General features: G+C 60.1%; 17 protein-coding genes. 9 read left to right on the top strand and 8 right to left on the bottom strand.

The genetic code is table 11. The features are described from left to right. Positions 1-259 precede the first annotated feature (259 nt). On the top strand, positions 260-2,119 hold the full coding sequence (locus tag K1W69_RS01435) for an ATP-binding protein (RefSeq protein ID WP_370688157.1): 1,860 nt from the start codon (positions 260-262) through the stop codon (positions 2,117-2,119). Between the two features lie 579 nt (positions 2,120-2,698). Here K1W69_RS01435 and K1W69_RS01430 read toward each other — a convergent pair. Next, positions 2,699-3,103, bottom strand: a complete 405-nt coding sequence (locus K1W69_RS01430; protein WP_220226549.1) for a type II toxin-antitoxin system VapC family toxin — start codon at positions 3,101-3,103, stop codon at positions 2,699-2,701. Next, on the bottom strand, positions 3,100-3,333 hold the full coding sequence (locus K1W69_RS01425) for an AbrB/MazE/SpoVT family DNA-binding domain-containing protein (RefSeq protein ID WP_220226548.1): 234 nt from the start codon (positions 3,331-3,333) through the stop codon (positions 3,100-3,102). Before K1W69_RS01425 ends, K1W69_RS01430 begins: the two co-directional genes overlap by 4 nt. Before the next feature lie 620 nt (positions 3,334-3,953). Between K1W69_RS01425 and K1W69_RS01420 the strand changes: the two genes are divergently transcribed. From K1W69_RS01420 to K1W69_RS01410, 3 genes are read left to right on the top strand one after another with little or no spacing between them, the layout of a single operon-like run. Further along, a complete protein-coding gene (locus K1W69_RS01420) occupies positions 3,954-4,904 on the top strand; it encodes a cache domain-containing protein (protein ID WP_220226547.1) in 951 nt (316 codons plus the stop codon). 13 nt (positions 4,905-4,917) lie between these two features. Further along, positions 4,918-6,078, top strand: a complete 1,161-nt coding sequence (locus K1W69_RS01415; protein ID WP_220226546.1) for an HlyD family secretion protein — start codon at positions 4,918-4,920, stop codon at positions 6,076-6,078. Between the two features lies 1 nt (position 6,079). Then, complete coding sequence (locus K1W69_RS01410; protein WP_220226545.1) at positions 6,080-8,065, top strand: glycosyltransferase; 1,986 nt, start codon at positions 6,080-6,082, stop codon at positions 8,063-8,065. A gap of 130 nt (positions 8,066-8,195) precedes the next feature. Here the strand turns inward: K1W69_RS01410 and K1W69_RS01405 are convergent, their stop codons facing one another. Both K1W69_RS01405 and K1W69_RS01400 read right to left on the bottom strand, forming a co-directional pair. Beyond that, on the bottom strand, positions 8,196-9,998 hold the full coding sequence (locus K1W69_RS01405; RefSeq protein ID WP_220226544.1) for an amidohydrolase: 1,803 nt from the start codon (positions 9,996-9,998) through the stop codon (positions 8,196-8,198). A 129-nt stretch (positions 9,999-10,127) separates the two neighbouring features. Next, a complete protein-coding gene (locus K1W69_RS01400) occupies positions 10,128-11,714 on the bottom strand; it encodes a hypothetical protein (RefSeq protein WP_220226543.1) in 1,587 nt (528 codons plus the stop codon). A gap of 178 nt (positions 11,715-11,892) precedes the next feature. On the opposite strand from K1W69_RS01400, the gene K1W69_RS01395 reads away from it, so the two are divergent. Next, on the top strand, positions 11,893-12,312 hold the full coding sequence (locus tag K1W69_RS01395; RefSeq protein ID WP_220226542.1) for an ester cyclase: 420 nt from the start codon (positions 11,893-11,895) through the stop codon (positions 12,310-12,312). A gap of 36 nt (positions 12,313-12,348) precedes the next feature. Here K1W69_RS01395 and K1W69_RS01390 read toward each other — a convergent pair whose 3' ends face one another. The 3 genes from K1W69_RS01390 to K1W69_RS01380 form a co-directional block, all read right to left on the bottom strand. Further along, positions 12,349-12,585, bottom strand: a complete 237-nt coding sequence (locus tag K1W69_RS01390; RefSeq protein ID WP_370688211.1) for a RidA family protein — start codon at positions 12,583-12,585, stop codon at positions 12,349-12,351. Beyond that, positions 12,518-12,784, bottom strand: coding sequence for a RidA family protein (locus K1W69_RS27375; RefSeq protein ID WP_220226540.1), 267 nt, complete (start codon positions 12,782-12,784; stop codon positions 12,518-12,520). Before K1W69_RS27375 ends, K1W69_RS01390 begins: the two co-directional genes overlap by 68 nt. 121 nt (positions 12,785-12,905) lie before the next feature. Beyond that, a complete protein-coding gene (locus K1W69_RS01380) occupies positions 12,906-13,940 on the bottom strand; it encodes a GlxA family transcriptional regulator (protein WP_220226539.1) in 1,035 nt (344 codons plus the stop codon). Between the two features lie 180 nt (positions 13,941-14,120). Here K1W69_RS01380 and K1W69_RS01375 point away from each other — a divergent pair, with 180 nt between their 5' ends. The 3 genes from K1W69_RS01375 (at position 14,121) to K1W69_RS01365 (ending at position 17,293) form a co-directional block, all read left to right on the top strand. Continuing rightward, positions 14,121-15,335: a flavin-containing monooxygenase gene (locus K1W69_RS01375; RefSeq protein WP_220226538.1), complete on the top strand. Its 1,215-nt coding sequence runs from the start codon at positions 14,121-14,123 to the stop codon at positions 15,333-15,335. 50 nt (positions 15,336-15,385) lie between these two features. After that, entirely contained in the window at positions 15,386-16,753 is a 1,368-nt protein-coding gene (locus tag K1W69_RS01370; protein ID WP_220226537.1) for an MATE family efflux transporter, read from the top strand. Positions 16,754-17,062: 309 nt separating this feature from the next. Further along, positions 17,063-17,293, top strand: a complete 231-nt coding sequence (locus tag K1W69_RS01365) for a hypothetical protein (RefSeq protein ID WP_220226536.1) — start codon at positions 17,063-17,065, stop codon at positions 17,291-17,293. A 15-nt stretch (positions 17,294-17,308) separates the two neighbouring features. On the opposite strand, the gene K1W69_RS01360 is transcribed toward K1W69_RS01365, so the two are convergent. Next, positions 17,309-17,614 carry a YciI family protein gene (locus K1W69_RS01360; protein WP_258570767.1) on the bottom strand — a complete coding sequence of 102 codons (306 nt, stop codon included), beginning with the start codon at positions 17,612-17,614 and terminating at the stop codon, positions 17,309-17,311. Between the two features lie 167 nt (positions 17,615-17,781). Between K1W69_RS01360 and K1W69_RS01355 the strand changes: the two genes are divergently transcribed. After that, positions 17,782-18,270: a hypothetical protein gene (locus tag K1W69_RS01355; protein ID WP_220226535.1), complete on the top strand. Its 489-nt coding sequence runs from the start codon at positions 17,782-17,784 to the stop codon at positions 18,268-18,270. Positions 18,271-18,284 lie beyond the last annotated feature (14 nt).

Here is an 18,284-nt window from a genome sequence, read left to right as displayed (position 1 = left end):
AAAAAGGCCCCTTCCGGAGCCTCGTTCTGCGCATGGGTGGCTGTCGCCGGACGGTTACACCGTCCTGCCCATGCGCTTTACCACCACAATAAGTGCCTTCTTCAACATGCGCGGGAACCTATCCGCAAATTTCTGACCCGTCAATCCTGCAAAACGCCTTTCAGGTCAACCGCAAACGACCGGCTGCGCGGGTTGAAAACGGGATGTTAACATTGGGGTGCGATTCTCGCGCGCAACCGCCGGGAACCAGGTGCAGGAAGTGAAAACAGACCATCCGTTCAAAGAACAACGCTCGCACCCCGATACGGCGCGTATTCTCGGCCATATCGTTGACTGCAACGGCTCGCGCGCGACGATCGCGTCGACGACCGGCAGCCGCGACCAGGCGCTCGCCGCGGAATTGTCCGTCGGCAAGCTGATTACGATCAAGGTCGGAAAATCGCGCATCGTCGCCCTGGTCTACAGCATGCAATGCCCGTCGGAACTCTGGTCGGAAACCTCCGGCAACACCATGCATTTCCAGGTGGAGCTTGTCGGAGAGATCCGCGACGACGAAGGCGACGTCGTCTTCAGCGCCGGCATTTCCGACTATCCGCGCCTTGGCGATCCGGCCCACAACATCAGGGCGGAGGACCTGGACGCGATCTACTCCGTGACCGGCGTCAACCCGATCAAGATCGGGCATCTCTCCCAGAACGCCGACATCGCCGCATCGATTTCGGCCGACGCGCTGCTCAACCGGCACTTCGCGATCGTCGGCACGACCGGGGTCGGCAAATCGACCGCCGTGTCGCTGATCGTCAACCGGGTGGTCGAGGCCTGTCCCGACCTGCGCGTGCTCATCCTCGATCCGCACAACGAATTCGCCGCCGCCTTCAAGGAAAAGGCGCATCTCATCGACACCGAGCATCTGGACCTGCCCTTCTGGCTGTTCCGGCTGGAGGAGTTCGCCGAGGTGATCTTCCGCGGCCGACAGACGGTCGTCGAGGAAATCGACGCGCTGAGGGAATTGATCGCCGAAGCCAAACGCGATTTCCGGGGCGCTTCCGACAGCGCCCGCGTCTACCGCCGCGCCGACCAGTCGGTGATCACGTCGGACACCCCGATCCCCTATCGTATGGCCGACCTGCTGGCCCTGATCGACGAGCGCATCGGCCAGCTCGACCGGCGCGAGGAAAAACCCTTTCTGCGTTCCCTGAAGGTGCGCATCCAGTCGGCGATCAACGATCCGCGCTTCCGCTTCATGTTCTCCTCGAACACGATCATGGACAATATCTCGGACATCCTGCGCGACATCTTCCGCATTCCCGGCGACGGACGACCGATCACCTCCTTCCAGCTTTCCGGCATTCCGTCGGAGGTGGTCAACGCCGTCGCCTCCGTGCTGTGCCGCCTCGCCTTCGAGATTGCGCTCTGGAGCAACGGCGCCATGCGCATCCTCGTCCTGTGCGAGGAGGCCCACCGCTACGTCCCGGCCGACAAGGAGCTGGGTTTCTATCCGACCCGGCAGGCCGTGGCGCGCATCGCCAAGGAAGGCCGCAAATACGGCGTGGGGCTTGGCGTCGTCACCCAGCGCCCTGGCGAACTCGACCCGACGATCCTGTCGCAATGTTCGACAGTCTTCGCCATGCGCCTCGCCAACGATCATGACCAGGAAATCATCCGGTCTGCGATCTCCAACTCGTCGAGTTCGACGACGAGCTTCCTGTCCTCCATCGGCAATGGCGAGGCGATCGCCTTCGGCGAGGCAGTGCCGGTTCCCATGCGCATGTGTTTCGAGCGCCTGCGACGGCATGACCTGCCGCGAACCTCCAGCAACAACCGCAAGAAATTCCGCGGCTCGCGCTCCAGCGACGGCCTTCCGGATATCGACTTCATCGTCCAGCAGATGCGCCACACGGAAATGCCGATGAGCACTACTGGCATGTCGCCCGAGATGAAGGCCTCGCTGCAGCCAGAGCTCGACAGCCTGCGCCCCTTTGGCCTGGCCGACGAGATGGATGACGAGGAGCAGACGCTTCCGCCGTCAATGCCTGCGGAAGCCGGGGAAAAGGCCGAACGGCCCCGCACGAACTCCGTGCGCGATTTCACGTTCCGGTCCCTCAAACGGCGGGACTGACGCCGGATTGGCGATGAGACCGCGAATCTGGACTGGTATTTTTATATAAAATCAATACGTTATAAAATTATGGCTTCGTTTCGGGATTTCAGGATTCTTGCTCGGCCTTCATCTGGCTTTGTTTCGGGAAATCCGGATTTCGTGGTTCGGTCGCAATCTGGGTTTGTTTCGGGATTTCGGATTTCTGATCGTCTGACTGCGTGAATGTGGGTTTGTTTCGGGAATTGGCGCTTATCAAATTCTGTGCGTGGCGATTCTGTAAAATGGATCTGGCTTTGTTTCGGGAATTCGTGTTTTCAGGTCATTTGCGCCCTGGCGGCGAAAGAAATCATGTGGCGGCAGCATAGCACAAACCACCGCGCCATACAGCAAAAATGTTCTTCTTTTGTTCTTATCGAAACGATTTGACGGTAACAGTTATCAGGCGGAACGGCGCCAGGGAAATCATCCGAGACGAGAGCCCGCGAGTAATGGCGAGGCCGCTGGCCCGGCGGGAAAGCCGCAAACTGCGCAAGTCCGCTCGAATGATGTATGTCAGGCCACGGGGATGCGCGCACCGTCAATCCGCCAGTCTTTGTTTCAAGCGTCCGGCGTAATCAGGTTCAGCTTGGGAAAATATGTACGGCGCCGGCCGACGTCGCGGGTGAGCAGCGGCAATTCGTTTACAGCTGCGTGGGCGCCGATAAAGATGTCGGGCAGAACACCGGTCCGTAATCCGCCTGATCTGCGATATTGCGTAAACACTTTACCGGCCAGAAAGAGCGCCGCTCGCGGCATCGGAGCGATGACCAGACCCGCCTTATCGACAAATTCCTCAAGATGCTCGATGCGGTCGTACCGAACCACGAGCTCGGAATAGACAACATCATTAATCAACAGCGGCCCTATGAGGCTTTCCGCCTCAAGCCGGGCGACAGACCGGTCTGCCCGGTTCGGATCGTCGGTAATGATGTCGAGCAGAACGCTGGCGTCGACGAGCGTCACGCTTCGCCACGCGTCAGCGCCATGATCGCGTCGGTGTCGAGCCCCATGCCGGCACGACCGCGCAATTTTGCAAAGCGGGTTACCGGCTGACGTTCATCCGTGCGCACAAGCACAATGCCGCCATCGGCGGCGCGGCCGAAATCAACCTTGCTGCCCGGGACGATACCCAAGAGATCGCGGACCGGCTTCGGTATGGTCACCTGTCCCTTTGCCGTAACGGTAGTGCTCATGTTCACTCCAAGGTAACACCTGTCTTTCACAAGGCATTACTGAATCGACCGTAATTCAATCCCGTGGAAAGAGCAGAGGCCGCGAACGCTGACAGGCCCCGCCAGTATTTCGCCAGGGCTGTCGCTCCTGTTCCGGGCGATTGCTTTTCGAAAGACAGGCGGGGAAGGCCGCCGGCTGCGCAGGTCCGCCCGAATGTTACGGATCAGGTTACGGGAATGGAGGCGGGTCAACTCGGGACGGATAGTTCCAACTAATGAGAGCAGCAGCCTGGAAACCGTTGACCATAGTATTGAGCCTATTACGGCAGCACAAATTTGATTTCTGAAGCATAAATAATACCGGCTTGAAGACCTTGATTAGACCTTGGCTTTGATGGATCTGTCAAAACCCACGATCCGTGTGTTAATCTGTCAGGTAATAGCACCATATACGTCGAAACAGTTTCATCAGTGCTTTAAAGGATTAGGTATTGGCGAACAAACACACCAGACATCGGAAGGGATTAACGTCTCTTGCACAGGCGATATACGGTTTTGTTATTGTCAGTGCTCTGGTTGCCGTGGTTGCAATTGTTCTGACCCTGCAACATCGCGCCCGTATGTTTGAGCACGAAGTTCAGATGGAGGCTGTGACAATACGCGGCGAAGCACTGCGAAACACTTTTACGAAGACGATCGAGCGTGAATGGACAGGACTGCAGGCGGCAAGTCGAATTATCGACCCTTCTGATCCGGTCGCGCTGCGCGACATTTTCACGGCCGTGTCGAGACGCGGCAGAAATGTCGCGTGGGCCGGCTATGCCGATCGCAGCGGCGTGCTTGTCGCAGGATCACGCGGTTTACTGGAAGGAGAAAACGTTCGCGATGAAGAATGGTTTTCCAGCGGCCTTGAAGGGAATTTTGTTGGGGAGGTCCGCGAGTTCAGGCCGCTTGCGCGTTTCATCCAGACGGAGGAGGAGGAGCTTCTTAAATACATCGACATGTCGGCTCCCACACTCGACGCCACAGGAAAAGTAACAGGAGTCGTCGTCTATCGTCTGCGTATATCGGCCATGGAGGATTATCTGTCTGAACTTGCGCACGACATGCGCACAGATGTCTTTCTTTTCGATACGAACGGCGACGAGATTTTCAGCATTCATGAAAGAAGCCCGGTTCCACTTTCGCCGGCATCCATGCAATTGATCGAAACGGGAACTGCCGGCACGCGACTTTTGGAAGGTAGCGACGAGGTTCTGTACGCGGTGTCGCATATGCCATCCTTGTCCTATTCGGTCATGCCTTCTCTCGGATGGGAGCTTGCCGTGCGGGTTCCGGGCAGAACATCAGAAACCGGTCTGAGGGAGCTGAGCATTTCGATATTGTTGATCGTGGTCGGCCTCGCCATCGCTCTGCTCGTTGCGACCCAGATATTCGTCTTTCATTTCATACGCCCGCTCGCCAGGCTTTCCGAGGAAGCCACGGACATCGCGGATGGCAAGGACGTCTTTCCGCATGAATCCCGCTCCTCCCGCGAAATGGCGCTCCTCTCGGCAGCAATCGTGAGGCTGCAGGCCAGACTGAACAGATAGAGGACGGTATCACATGAAGTACTGGCGTATCATATTCGGTCTTGTAGTCTTCCTGCTGGTTGTCTGGATCGTGGTTGGAGAGCAACTGGCGGGCGCGAGCGCAGACGCGGTCGTCAACGCGGAGATCACGACCATAAGAGCCCCCATCGCAGGTCGCATCTCGATGCCGGATCAAGCGATCGGGTCTGCGGTGGACGAGAGAGAGACCCTGTTTTCTATCGTTGACGACAGGGCGGACGGAGTGCGCTTCGACGATCTGACCATGGAACTGGGCTACGCCGAGCAGCGCATTATCAAGGCGCGCGCCGTGCTGGAGGCGCTAAAGAACCATCGGGCGACACTCGACGAACGGCTGCAGAGCTACAACACACGGCGTATAGCCGAGCTTGAAGAACGCCTCAAACACGCAAAGGCGCGGCTGGAGCTGCTCTCCGGCGGGACGGAATATGACAGCATGGCGTCGACGCTGGACCGCGGCCAATCCGGCAATCCGGGCGACCCGCTGTTGCCCAGCATCGCATTGGAATATGCGCGTGAGAGAGTGGCGACACTGGAGATCGAACTCGCCGCCGCACGCGATGGCGTCTATCTTGGTGACGGGTACAACGACGCGCCATTTTCCGGACAACGACTGTCAGACATCGATCTCAGGATTCGTGAAGCCGAAGCCGAACTCGCGGAAGTCATCGCGCGTCGCGACGACCTCGACAATCGCCTGGGAGACGAGGGTCTCCGCCTGAACCGTTTGGCCAGGATGACGCTCAGGTCGCAGGTCAACGGGTCGGTCTGGGAACATCTCGCTTTCGATGGCGAATATGTTCAGCGCGGACAGGACGTTTTGCGGCTGATCGATTGCGATTCGACGATGGTCACCCTCTCTGTCACCGAACCGGTCTTCAACGGGCTTTCAAAGGGTGACAAGGCGACGTTCCGTCTGAGCGGAACCGATATCGTCCTGGATGGGTCGGTTATTCGCCTCGCTGGCGCAGGCGCGGAAGGAATCTATACAAATCTGGCAGTGGCTCCCAGCGAGAAACACCTCGAACGCTATGATGTCACGCTGCTTGTTCCGCAATTGCGCAGTGACCCTGATTTGCGTTGCAGGATTGGGCGCACCGGCAGGGCTTTCTTCTCTTCAAGGCCGCTCGATTCACTGCGTTCGCTGTTTGATTGAGATGGAAAGCTTTATCTATCTTTCGCACATCCAGTCGAGCTTTCTGCTCCTTCTGCTTCCTGTCGCCGCCGCATTCATCGTGCCTTCCTTCGCCCGCTACGACAACAATTGGCATCGGGCGCTGCTTCTCTCGATTTCCGCCGTCCTCTCCCTGCGCTACGCTTGGTGGCGGGGCGCCGAGACGCTGGCTCCCCTGGGTCTGACATGGGATTGCGCGGCGAGCTGGTCGCTTTACTTTCTCGAAATACTGACAATCATCGCCACGTTATCCTCCTACATGATCATGTCGCGGACCAGGAACAGGAGCGGCGAGGTTCAGGACAATCTTGCCTGGTGGAGCCCGGGACCCGCGCCGAAGGTCGCCGTGCTGATCGCAACCTACAACGAGGAATCGGATGTGCTGGAGCGCACGATACTGGGCGCCAAGGCGATGGACTATCCCTCCTTCGAGGTGCTTGTCCTCTATGACGGCAAGCGCGATTGGCTTCGTGACTATTGCGCCGACCATAAGGTCAGATATTTGCGTCGCCCCGATAACAAGGGAGCGAAAGCAGGCAACATCAATAACGCCCTGGACGTGTTGGCTGGTGACGACGAACCGCCGGCGTTCATCGCCATCCTCGACGCCGATTTCGTGCCACGACGCAATTTCCTGTCCCATACAGTGGCGCTGTTTCACGAACCGGATGTCGGTCTCGTTCAGACGCCGCAACACTTCTTCAATGCCGATCCGATCCAGCACAATCTCGGCCTCAGCCGCTCATATCCTGACGAGCAGCGTTTCTTTTTCGACCATCTGCAGCCCAGCCGTGACGGTTGGGGGATCGCTTTCTGCTGCGGTACTTCATCGGTCACCCGCTGGCAGGCGCTCAGGGAGATCGGCGGAATGCAGACCGACAGCGTCACGGAAGATTTTCTGCTGACGCTGGTCCTGCAGGATCACGGCTGGCGAACCGCCTATCTTTCCGAACCGCTCAGCGAAGGGCTGGCGCCAGAAGGACTTAAGGAATATGTCGGCCAGCGGGCGCGCTGGTGTCTCGGGCTCATGCAGATTGCCAGAAGCCGCTGGGGACCGACTGGCGCAAGCAAACTGCGCTGGCGCGATCGCTGGAGCGTCACGGACGCCATGCTGTTCTGGCTGACGACCTATCCCTTTCGCGTGGCAGCCATGGTCTACCCGCTGCTGTACTGGTATTTCAATATCATCGTGGTGGACGCCAGACCGGCTGATGTCATCAGCTACTTCGGCCTCTATTATCTCTGGTCACTGGTCGTTTTGAACTATCTGTCGCGAGGCACGGTTGTGCCAATGGTCATCGACGTCAGCCAGTTGATCGCAGCCATCCCTATTACCAGGGCGGCGATCGTCGGTCTGTTCAAGCCGCAGGGGCATCCGTTCAGTGTGACCGCGAAGGGCGGCGACCGCAGTAGTGTGACCGCCCAGTGGCGGATGATGACGCCTTTCGTGATTATATTGGCGCTGACTTATGGCGGCCTCTTCATCGGGATCTTTTCAGACCAGTTCGCCTATTATGACGCGGGGACCGGCAAGGCGGTCATTCTCTTTTGGAGCTTTTACAACGTCATCGCCCTCAGCATCACTATCACTGTCTGTTTCGAACTACCGCGCCGCGAGCGTCACGTAATGGATGCGCCGGAACGAGCCACTATACGGATCGGAGAGCGCGAACCCAACACCGTCTGGCTTGCCGGATTGACGCAAGACCGGGCGCGCATCAGGGGGCACCTGTACAAGGACGGGGAGCAGGGACTGATTCAGATCGCACAAGTAGGCGAAGTCGTATTTCGTGTAGTCGGCCAAACAGATGATGGCGCCACTTTGAGCATCGAGCCCGACGATGCGCAATACGCAGCTCTTATCCGAAAATTTTATACCCAAGGGCCGGCGCCCGGCGTGACCAGAACGCGCTTTGGCGCTTTCGTCGAAGACCTTGCCCGGCGTTTTTCATTCAGTACGGGCCGATAGAATATTCCTTTTTTACAGAAGACGGTCCAGCAGCGGCCGCGGTCTTCAAAACGGAAAATGCACCGCGCGATCCGCTTCGCATTGCTCTGCCTTCGCGGCCTCTTGGCCCTGGCCTGGCGACGCCGCGTTCTCAATTGTGCTGGTTCAGGCCGTCATGCATCACATGGAGAAACTGATCGGCCATGGCGGGGCTGAAGGCGAATCTTGGCCGGATCAGTTCACCCTTCCGCACCGCCTCGTCGGCCTCGTAGATGACCTTGTCGTCCTTGACCGTCGCCAGCACCTTGATGTCTGCCAGCGTTTCGGGGTCGATCGACGTCGGATCCTCCGAGATGATCACGAAATCGGCGATCTTGCCAACCTCGATCGAGCCCTTGTCGTTCTCCTCGAAGTGCTGCCAGGCGGGCCAGATGGTCAGCGCCTTGAGGGCGGTTGGCACATCGACGCGTTGATGGGGCCCGAGGATGTCTCCCGAACGCGTGCGTCGCGTGACGGTGGCGGAGAGGATGCGCATGCTGTCGGGGAATGCGACCGGGGCGTCGTGATGGGAGCCGAACATCATGTCGCGCTGGCGGACCCATCCGGTCGGCGAGATATTCTCGGCGTTGACCGGGCCGACCGTATGCTCGCGATGCCAGTCGCCCCAGTAGAAGGTGTGCATCGGAAACAGCGAGGGAAAGACGCCGAGCCGCTTGTAGGCGTCGACCTGATCCTCGCGCATGAATTGCCCGTGAACGAGAACCGGCCTGTTGCCGGGATCGCCATACTTCGCCTGCGCGGCGCCCAGCGCAGCAATCAGCATGTCGGAGGCGCCCTCCCCATTGGCGTGGGTCAATATCTGGAACCCGTGCTCGTAGCACCAGTTCACGGCGTCCTGCACCTGGTCCATCGTGACCGCGGAATAGCCTGCGTAGCCCGGCGGATAGTCGCCAACCGGGTCATAGTAGGGGCGATCACGGAGCGCCGTGAACCCTTGCGGCGATCCGTCGATCGTCAGCTTGCAGCCTCCGACGCGAACGCGCCCGTCATAGTCCATAGAGACGTTTTGCTCGATATAGTCCCGGGACTCCAGTACGTCAGGATAGGCGACAACGTCGATCGGTATCCCGCCTTCAGCGTCGACGGCCTTGAGCGTCTCGACTGCGCCGCCCGAGGAGCGGCCGTCCTGACCTGTGGTGTAACCGAAGCTCGCCCAGAGTTTGCTGCCGGCGGCTGCGAATGCGGCGAAGCCTTCCGGACCAAGTTGCGTCAGCAGCGGTTCGAGAACCGTGAAAAAGGCGTACTCCTCGAGAACGCCATTAGGCTCGCCGTCCGGACCACGCTGAATGACCCCGCCCGCCGGATTTTCGGTGGAGGCGTCAATTCCGGCGAGTTCGAGCGCCTTTGAATTGGCGACGCCGAGATGGCCGGATTGATGCACGATCAGCACGGGCAGGTCTTCCGAAACGGCGTCGAGATCCGGGCGCGTCGGATGGCGCAATTCCGCAAGCTGCGCGTTGTCGTAACCGAAACCGATGATCATCCCGGCCTTTTTCACGGCGTCGGCGTTTGCTTCAGCCCAGGCGGCGAGCGCCGACTGCAGGCTCGGTATGTCCGTTATCTCGCCATCGGGAGGCGCGAGCAGGTTCGCCGACAAAGCCTGCAATCCGCCGAAGACGACGTGACCGTGGCTGTCGACAAAACCCGGCAGCATCGTCCGACCGTCCAGCGCAAACATCTGCGTGTCGTCGCCGCGATGCGCGGATATGTCGTCGAGATCGCCCACCGCGATAATACGGCCGTCCTTTACAGCGACAGCTTTCGCGTTCGGCGCTGCGTCGTTGATCGTGAGAATGGGTCCGCCCGAATAGATCGTGTCGGCGATCTCCTGGGCGTGTGCAAGACCCGGCGTCAACAAGAGCGCAAGAAGGGCTGATCTGGCTGCGTTTCTCATTGTCCTTTTCCTCCCCGGAGGCAAACGAGAGTCAGCTATTGATTGTACATCAGAATGTTGAAATTTCTAAGATGGCGCCTCCATGCCGGGCGTTACAGCATGGAGACGCCTCGCATCAGGCGGAAGCGGTCAGTTCCGCACATAACCGTCGTAGGTGGTCAAATAGGCGTCCGTCACGGACTTCAGGCCAAGCGCCCGGTTCATCGTGGCTTTTGCATCGTCGATGTTTGCGCGCTCGCCAAAAAGCACGGGAACGTAAGGGTTTCCCGGTCTCGGCAAACCGACCTTTGCGATGTCTGCGCCTTGTTCGCTGTTTATCTGACCAGCGGCGGCCATGGCGCTCTTATGATCGGTGTATGACCCGACAATCACCTGATAGGTGACGCCGTCGCCGTTCGGCCCGGCCTCCTCGATCGTTCGTATCCAGGACTGCGCTTCCGGCTTGAGTTGTGAATCAACCGTCTTGAACCACTCCACAGCCTGATCGCGTTGTTCATTGTTGGCATTGAACGTCGCAGAACCGGTGACTTCCATCAGGTTCTTCTGTCCCAACTGGGTCGCCCTTGAAAACTTCGATTCAGTTTGCGGAATCATTCTGGGATCGCCAAGCTGTTTGGCGAACTGCGTGGCGACATTGCTCAGGGTCGGATCCTTGTGCGCGACGGCGTCGGCGAGAAACTGAATTTGCCGGTCTGCGATCTGCGACCGCATTGTCTCAGGCTTCACCACCCCCTTCTGCATCATCTCCGACAGGGCGACTGCGATCCCCAATTGCGTGCGATAGGTCGCTTTGGGTGAGCTGAACTCCGTCATCAATTCGGGAATGTGATGAACGCCTGCGACGGCAAGGTCGTTTCGCGCCGTGCGCCTTGTGTGGGCGGAGGGGGAATTCAGGTCCCGCAACAGTTCGTCATAGGATTTGACGTCTTCTGCAAACGCGCTCGAAATGAAATTGAAAAAGCCCGCCGGTTTTGCCGACTGCGTGTTCTCACAGGTTGTCATTCCGCTTTCATAGGTTCTTTTCGAGTCATCCTCGTCCTCGAGAACTGCGGCGACCGTGCCCTCGGCGGGCCGGAACTTCAGTCTTCCGGGCCGTTTGCCGAGATGCGTGTCCACCAGGATGCTCTTGCTGATGCAGCTGAACTCATGATCCTGCGCGCAATCATCGGAAAAGCAATCTTCGGCACGCGTCGTGACGGTGGCGTCGAGATGGTTGAACTGAACCATTGTGGGCGTGGCGAGAAAATCATGAACCTTGTCGCCGTTTTTGCGGCGGTAGATTTCCCCGCTGCCTGAAACAACGACCAAGGACCGCTCCGGCACATCCTTCACGAGCGCCCTGGCGTAAACGGTTTTGGGATTGAGCAATCCCATCTGGTTCATTGCGAATGTCAAAATCAGCGCGAGAGCCCCTGCGCCGCCGACCACTGCGCCCTTTTGCTGGAAGCCGGCAATTGTGCCAACCGCAGTCAACAGGATTGCAAGACCGGCTGCAAAGGTCAGGATCTGAAACCCGGGCATCGGCATTGGATACATGACAGCGAAGGCCAAAAGCGCGCCGCCGACAATCAACGTCGCAATCGTAAAGGCGTCCAGTTTTCTGCGCTGCTGGGCTTTGTGCGCTATTTGCGCCGCCTTTAAAGCATCCGCGTCCTTCGGTTTCTGGTCCGCGTCGCTCTTTTTCGTTTCCGCCGGCTTTTTGGGATCATCGCTCATCTTCTCCTCCATTCGCTGGACTTCAGATTGAGTCATCTTACTCAGCCGGCAGCCGCCGTCTGTGACACATGCCACAGTTTCTCGCACTGGTTGCTGCGAAGATCGAAATCGTCAGGGTTTCGACGAAACGCAATCTTTTGTTGTAGCTGAGCCGCTTGCTTGGTAGCGTCGAAGCATCATGACAACGCCAAGAGACCTGGTGGAAAGCTTTTACGAGGATGTGTGGAACCGGCGCGATGTCGACGCGGCGCGCCGGATCATCGCGCCTGATTTCCGTTTTCGCGGGTCGCTTGGGCCGGAAAAGCGGGGCGTGGACGGCTTTGTGACCTATCTCGACGCCATTCACACGGCGCTCGGCGGTTTCACCTGCATCATCGAGGACCTGGTGGAGGCGCCGGAACGGGCGGCGGCGCGAATGCTCTTCAAGGGCGTCCACCAGGCGGAGCTTTTTGGCGCGCCAGCGACCGGCAAAATGATCGAATGGTCCGGCGCGGCCTTCTTCACGATCCGTCAGCAGAAAATCGCCGAATTGTGGGTTCTTGGAGACGTCGACGCGGTCAAACGGCAACTGGGGCCGGCGACCTCGCTGGAATTCTGACCATGTGATCGCCAGGGCGCGGTCGCCAACGTCGCCTCATACGCCCACGTCAGGCTCCCGGAAACGATCGAACGGGATAACCGCGATGGGCGCCAGTTCGACCAGCAAATCCGGCGCGACGAGGCCGGGAGTCTGGATCAGAATGCTCGCCGGCGCCGTCTCGGGCGTGAATATTTCGGCGCGCACCTTCTGGATGGCCGGCAGGTCAGCGGGATCCAGAAAGTAGATCGTCAGCGACAAGATGTCGTCCAGCCGACCGCCGACAGCCGACAGCCGACAGGATGTGGTCCACGTTCCTGAAGCATTCGCGGATCTGGACCTCCGCGTCATTTGCGCCAATCAGAGCGCCGTTGCTGTCCCAGGCGACTTGCCCGGTCATATGCAATCGCCGCCCCTCGGGCTCGACGACGCCATGATTGAAAGCCCGGCCCCGTTGCGGCCAGCCGGTGGGTGGATTGTAGCGTATTGTCATACGGAATCCCCGGATTGATGATAGAATTGAACGTGGCCCGGATGCCATGTCGCGGCCGGAAGGAACAGTCGTTCAACGGCGCATCCCGGTGCGCATCGGACTATCAATCGTTTTGCGACCCTCAGTGAACCGCGGCGGGCGACAGCGATCGCCACTTGCGACGGTAGACCGAGGCCGAAATTCCGACATTGCGCCGGAACGCCGCGCGAAAGCTGGACGGTTCGGAATATCCGACCTCTTCGGCGATGTCGTCAATCGGAGCATCGGTGGTTTCCAGAAGCTGTTTTGCTTCCTCGACACGAACTGTCTGGACGTATTCGGCCGGCGACTGCCCGGTGGCGCGACGGAAGCGTCGCAAAAAACCGCGCTCGGACAGACCGCTGCGCGCCACCATCCCGGCCACGGGGGTCGCGTCCATGTAGCAGTTGGCCGCAAAGGCCTGCGCATCTGCCACCAGCTTGTCGTCGTGCTGACGCCCCGCCGTAAGCGATGCGTAGGTCAACTGACCCTCGTCATGGGTGGTCAACAGCCAGACCTTGGCGATGCGCCGGGCGGCTTCGAGCCCAGCGAGACGCGCGATGAGGTACAACAGCAGATCGGACCAGGCCGAGGCCCCGCCGGCGGTCACCACCCGGTGGCCCTCGCCCGCCGGTACGAGAACGCGCTCCCGGCGCACGCGGACGGACCTGTGTCTGTTGGCGAGCGTGTCCGCGACGCCCCAGTGGGTGGTCGCGTCGTTCCCGTCCAGCACACCGGAAGCCCCAAGCACGAGCGCGCCGGAGCAGACGGAAGTGGTCAGCGCGCCGCCCGCGTGCGTCTCTGCGATCCAGTCCGCCGCCTCGAGCAGGTCTGGCGGCAGCGGCCCCGAAAAATCCACATGAATATCCGGAACGATCACCAGATCCGGCGCCGGGTCCTCGTGGAACGCCGCGTCCGGCGTGATCTTGCGTCCATTGATATCCCAGTAAGGCGCGCCGTTCGCTGTCCTCAGACTGGGCTCGAAGACAACGGCCTCGCCGGGCTCTACTCCATGCAGATATTCCCAGTCACGCCCCACGGACGACAGGACATCCAGCAGTGAGAACACCGTCGCGGTGCCGGCGGCGGGGCTTCCTATAACCACTGTTCTTATAGATTTATGCGACTTTTTTTGCATCTTTGTGTCCGATAATCACCGTTTCCGTCTATTTTGATACTAACGTTCTTTTCGGTTTTCGTCCATCTCTCGCCGCGAAGGCGCAGATCAAGGCTGCTTGTGGCCGCCCCGCCGAAGCATTTCCGCGGGCGAGGCAGACCCTGTCTTCGCCAGTCACGCTCGATCTCGAAAGGCAAGACAATGGAAACGACCATTCCCTCCAACGTACTCGTTATCGGCGCAGGGCTTTCCGGCCTCGCCGTCGCCGAGGCTCTGTCCCGGCGCAACATCCCGGTGACCATACTCGAGGCGCGCGACCGTGTGGCCGAGCCCTGGCGCGCGCGCCATCCCGCCTTGCGGCTGAACATCCACCGGCATTTCGCCGGGTTGCCCGGCCTCAAGGCGCCCCGCAAGGACGGCGTCTTTCTGCGACGCGACAGCCTGGTGGAATATCTTGAAACCTATGCGAAGCGCATTGGCGCGCCGATCCGGTTCGGCGCCGAAGTCCTGTCGCTCGACCGCGAGCCTGTTGGCTGGAGCGTAAAGACCACCGCCGGCGATTTCGGAGCGGCGCATGTCGTCTTCGCTACAGGGCGGGACCGCCTGCCGGTCATTCCCGACTGGCCTGGACGTCAGGCGTTTCCGGGTGAGATCATCCATGCGGCCGATCTGGGTGACGTGTCGCGCTTCGACGGCAAGCGGGTGCTCGTCGTCGGCGCGGGCAATTCCGGCGCCGACGTTCTGAACCATCTGGCGCGGAACCGGCCGGCGGAGATATGCGTCTCTGTGCGCCATGGCCCCGCCGTCGTGCCGGCGCGCGTCTTCGGCTTTCCGCTGCATCGCCTCGCCCGCGTTTTCGCCGCCATGCCGGCCTGGCTGCTCGACCCCGCCTTCCGGCTCACCGAACGGCTTTTTCTCGGCGACCTGAGGCGTTACGGCGTTCCGAGCCACCCGGACGGCGGCGGCACGCGCCTGATCCGCGACGGCGTGGCGTTCGCGATCGACGACGGGTTCGTCGCGGCGCTGAAGGCCGGTCGCATCCGCGCAGCGCCAGAGCTTCAGCGCTTTGACGGTCAAACCGCGCGCTTCGCCGACGGAGGATCGTTCGAACCGGACATCGTCATCGCCGCCACGGGCTACGACACCGGATTGCAGCCGCTTCTCGGGGATCTCGGCGTCCTCGATTCACAGGGACGACCCAGGCGCCCGGCTGGGGAGCCCGACAGCGACCATCCGGGTCTCCGGTTTGCTGGCTACAAGGCGATATTCACCGGCTATTTCGACGCCGCGCGCATCGCCGCAGACCGGATTTCGCAAGCGGTGGTCGAAGACCTCTCGCATCGGCCAACGCAATTCGGTCCGAAAATCCACAGACCCGTCGGACGCGCGGCGCAACCACGCGCGCTCCACAACTGAACGAAAGAACCCGGCCTTTGGGCGCGGGATACAACAAGAAAGGCAAGACAATGACCTCCCTCGATATGCCGCAGCGCGCGCCAGGCCTCTTCAGGCGCGCGCCTGCAGGCGTGAACCGGGCCGACGCAGTCGGCCTGGTTCGCGTCGCCGCTCCAGTGGCTGGTCTGGCGCTCGTCAATATGGCGATGAGCGTCACCGACACCTTCATGACCGCTGCTTTTGGCCCCGAAGCCCTTGCCGCCGTCGCGGTGGCCAGCGACGCCTACTCCATTGTGTTTTACCTCGCCGTCGGCTGCATTGGCGGGCTCGCTCCCCTCTACGCCAGCGCGCATGCGGCAAAGAATACCGCGCAAATGGCCCGGCTGCGATGCGCCGGATGGATTGTCGCCGCCCTGCTCGCTGCGCCGTTGGCCGCAGTGATCTGGTATGGACCGGCCTATCTGCCGCTGTTTGGCATCGACACAAGCCTGATGGATCGCGGCGCCGGCTACATGCGCGCCATGGCGCTGACATTTCCGGTCATGCTTTCCGTGGCCGTGTTGCGGACGAGACTGACGGCAATCGAGCGCCCGGGAGTAATGCTTCGCATAACGCTTGCAGCCCTGCCGCTGAATGCGCTCTTCAACCAGCTCTTCATGCACGGGGCGTTCGGCTTCGAGGGAATTGGCGTAACCGGCGCAGGCGTTTCATCCTGCCTGGTCGGGTGCCTGATTCTGCTGGCGCTGGCGTTCGAGAGCCGTCGGTTGGGCGACAGCACACTGCAGAAGCCGGCAGTCAGCGAGATCGCGGAAGTGCTGCGTATCGGGATTCCGATCGGCGTCGCCACTCTGGCCGAGGTTGGTCTTTACCTGGGCGCAACGCTCTATGTGGCTACGCTTTCGGTTTCCGACGCGGCGGCCCACGCCGTCGCCATCCGCCTCGCCGGCGTGACGTACGCCCTCTATTTTGGGCTTCAACAGGCGGCGACCGTCAGGATGGCGCGCCAGTGCGCAGACGGGGATCATCGGGAGCGGGTCGCGGCAAGCGCGCTCGCGCTTGGGCTCGCAAGCGGCGCCTTGCTGTTGATGATTGTGTTGAGCATCGCAACGCCGCTTTCGTCCTTCGTGTTCGGCGGCGCCGATCCCGACACAGCGCTCATTGCGCTGGCGCTTCTCGGATTGCTTGCCGTGTCGGATTTCTTCGGTCCTCTCGGCGCGGCGGCGGCCGGGCTGCTGCGCGGTCTGAAAGTCACCCGGCCAGTGATGACGATTTCCCTGATCGGCAACTGGATGGTCGCCGCGCCTGTGGCGCTGTTTCTTGCTGCCGTCGCCGACATGGGCGCAATCGGCGTCTGGATCGGTCTGACGACCGGTACAGTCGTCACAGCGCTGCTGACGGTTGGAATATTCTTTGACCAGACGTCGAAGCGGTTGCGCTGAAAAACGCAGGGGAGCCCCCTGGCGGACATACGCAAGACGCCACGGGGGTTCTCCCCCCATGAATGAAGCAGACGCCGACAAACGATCGCGATTGCGCTCTGTTTCATGGTCGCAAGACAGCTGCAGAATTCACCTGAATTCGATTGATCACTCGGGCGAGTCCACTAAAGTCGCCTCATGCGCGACTGATAGGTGCAGTTCACGCCATGGTCGTGCGCTTTTTCAACAGGAGGATGACCCGCCATGCGCATGATGCTGAAGATAAAAATCCCGCCTGAGGCTGGAAACAAGGCCATAAAGGACGGTTCCATGACCAGGGCATTCGAAAACCTGAATGAGAAGTTCAAACCCGAAGCCGCCTATTTTACGATGGAAGACGGCTTGAGGTGCGCTTACTTCTTCTATGAAATCGAGGAAAACTACCATCTCCTCGAACTGCATGAACCGCTCTTCAACGCCATGGGCGCACTGATATACGATTCCCCGGTGCTGACCTGGGAGGATATGGCGAAAGGCTGGAAAGCGCTTGAGGAGAGTTAAAGCTGCGTTGGCCCCTTACTCCTTGAGTTGCGGCGCCGCCCTTCCCGGTCGGAATTCAGTGATCGTGTACTCCGCCAGCTTTTCCTTCCTGAACGGGTCAGCCTCCAGCAGGCGCTCCAGCGCCGTCAGGCTTTCCGCCGTTGCGATAATCACGCCGCCGGTCCTCGGAACTTTCGCGCCCGAAACGATGAAGCAACCGGAAGCGTAGTGCTCGTCCAGAAACGCGAGGTGCGGATCGATGAATGGCTCAATATCCTCGAGCGGGACAATGTAATGCAGATCCACGACAAACAGGTTTTGCTCTTCGCGTATGAGGGACATCGGCGTCTCCGGTTGGCAAGCTGTGTAAACGACGTCCCACTGTTCACACCAGCGCCCGAAAGGCAATGTTGTCCGCCAATCAGACCTGCTGTCGCCTGGAGCGATGACAGGCCTTGACCCGTGAAACCGAATACAACAATAGATAGATTTTTTTCAGGAGACACATCATGTTTTTAAAGCAATTGATCAAAGCTGCAGGTCTATGCGCCACGGCGCTTACTCTCTCCATGCCGGGCGCCCGGGCTACCGAAAAATGCGAGCCTTTCAGCCTCGTCTCCAACCCTGACAAGAGACTGGTGGAACTGATCGATCATGGAGAGCCCGGTGCGAGCCATGGAGATATTCGGATCGGCTATACGACGATGCACGACGCGAGCGGAAGCGAGGTCGGCTACATCCGATGGGCTGTGCATGCGCTTGGCAGGGACGAAAACCTGGGCAATGCGGTCATCGTTCTCGAAACAGGCCAGATCCATCTGCAGTACATGTTTCAACCGGCCAGGCCGCACGACGACTCGCATTCGACCGTCCTGACGCATGGAACAGAAGGGATCGTGCTCGGCGGAACGGGAACGTTCGCGCACGCCGACGGCGTTTTCGTCCTGACCGTCGACGGCGACAGCGCAACATTCGATATGCGCCTGCACTGCGACTGACGAACAAGCCGCGA

Source organism: Flavimaribacter sediminis (genome assembly GCF_019492055.1).
GTDB classification, from domain to species: Bacteria; Pseudomonadota; Alphaproteobacteria; order Rhizobiales; family Rhizobiaceae; genus Flavimaribacter; species Flavimaribacter sediminis.
The sequence above is the reverse complement of the archived record's forward strand: the minus strand, read 5'-3'. Positions and strand labels throughout refer to the sequence as shown.

What these genes read in the sequence shown, in the direction of transcription:
- K1W69_RS01425 (WP_220226548.1), bottom strand. Translation starts at nt 3,333, where the DNA reads ATGAGCACTACCGTTACGGCAAAGGGACAGGTGACCATACCGAAGCCG.
- K1W69_RS01355 (WP_220226535.1), top strand. Translation starts at nt 17,782, where the DNA reads ATGTTTTTAAAGCAATTGATCAAAGCTGCAGGTCTATGCGCCACGGCG.
- K1W69_RS01365 (WP_220226536.1), top strand. Translation starts at nt 17,063, where the DNA reads ATGACCAGGGCATTCGAAAACCTGAATGAGAAGTTCAAACCCGAAGCC.
- K1W69_RS01380 (WP_220226539.1), bottom strand. Translation starts at nt 13,940, where the DNA reads ATGCAAAAAAAGTCGCATAAATCTATAAGAACAGTGGTTATAGGAAGC.
- K1W69_RS01395 (WP_220226542.1), top strand. Translation starts at nt 11,893, where the DNA reads ATGACAACGCCAAGAGACCTGGTGGAAAGCTTTTACGAGGATGTGTGG.
- K1W69_RS01360 (WP_258570767.1), bottom strand. Translation starts at nt 17,614, where the DNA reads ATGTCCCTCATACGCGAAGAGCAAAACCTGTTTGTCGTGGATCTGCAT.
- K1W69_RS01370 (WP_220226537.1), top strand. Translation starts at nt 15,386, where the DNA reads ATGACCTCCCTCGATATGCCGCAGCGCGCGCCAGGCCTCTTCAGGCGC.
- K1W69_RS01405 (WP_220226544.1), bottom strand. Translation starts at nt 9,998, where the DNA reads ATGAGAAACGCAGCCAGATCAGCCCTTCTTGCGCTCTTGTTGACGCCG.
- K1W69_RS27375 (WP_220226540.1), bottom strand. Translation starts at nt 12,784, where the DNA reads ATGACAATACGCTACAATCCACCCACCGGCTGGCCGCAACGGGGCCGG.
- K1W69_RS01410 (WP_220226545.1), top strand. Translation starts at nt 6,080, where the DNA reads ATGGAAAGCTTTATCTATCTTTCGCACATCCAGTCGAGCTTTCTGCTC.
- K1W69_RS01400 (WP_220226543.1), bottom strand. Translation starts at nt 11,714, where the DNA reads ATGAGCGATGATCCCAAAAAGCCGGCGGAAACGAAAAAGAGCGACGCG.
- K1W69_RS01415 (WP_220226546.1), top strand. Translation starts at nt 4,918, where the DNA reads ATGAAGTACTGGCGTATCATATTCGGTCTTGTAGTCTTCCTGCTGGTT.
- K1W69_RS01420 (WP_220226547.1), top strand. Translation starts at nt 3,954, where the DNA reads ATGGAGGCTGTGACAATACGCGGCGAAGCACTGCGAAACACTTTTACG.
- K1W69_RS01375 (WP_220226538.1), top strand. Translation starts at nt 14,121, where the DNA reads ATGGAAACGACCATTCCCTCCAACGTACTCGTTATCGGCGCAGGGCTT.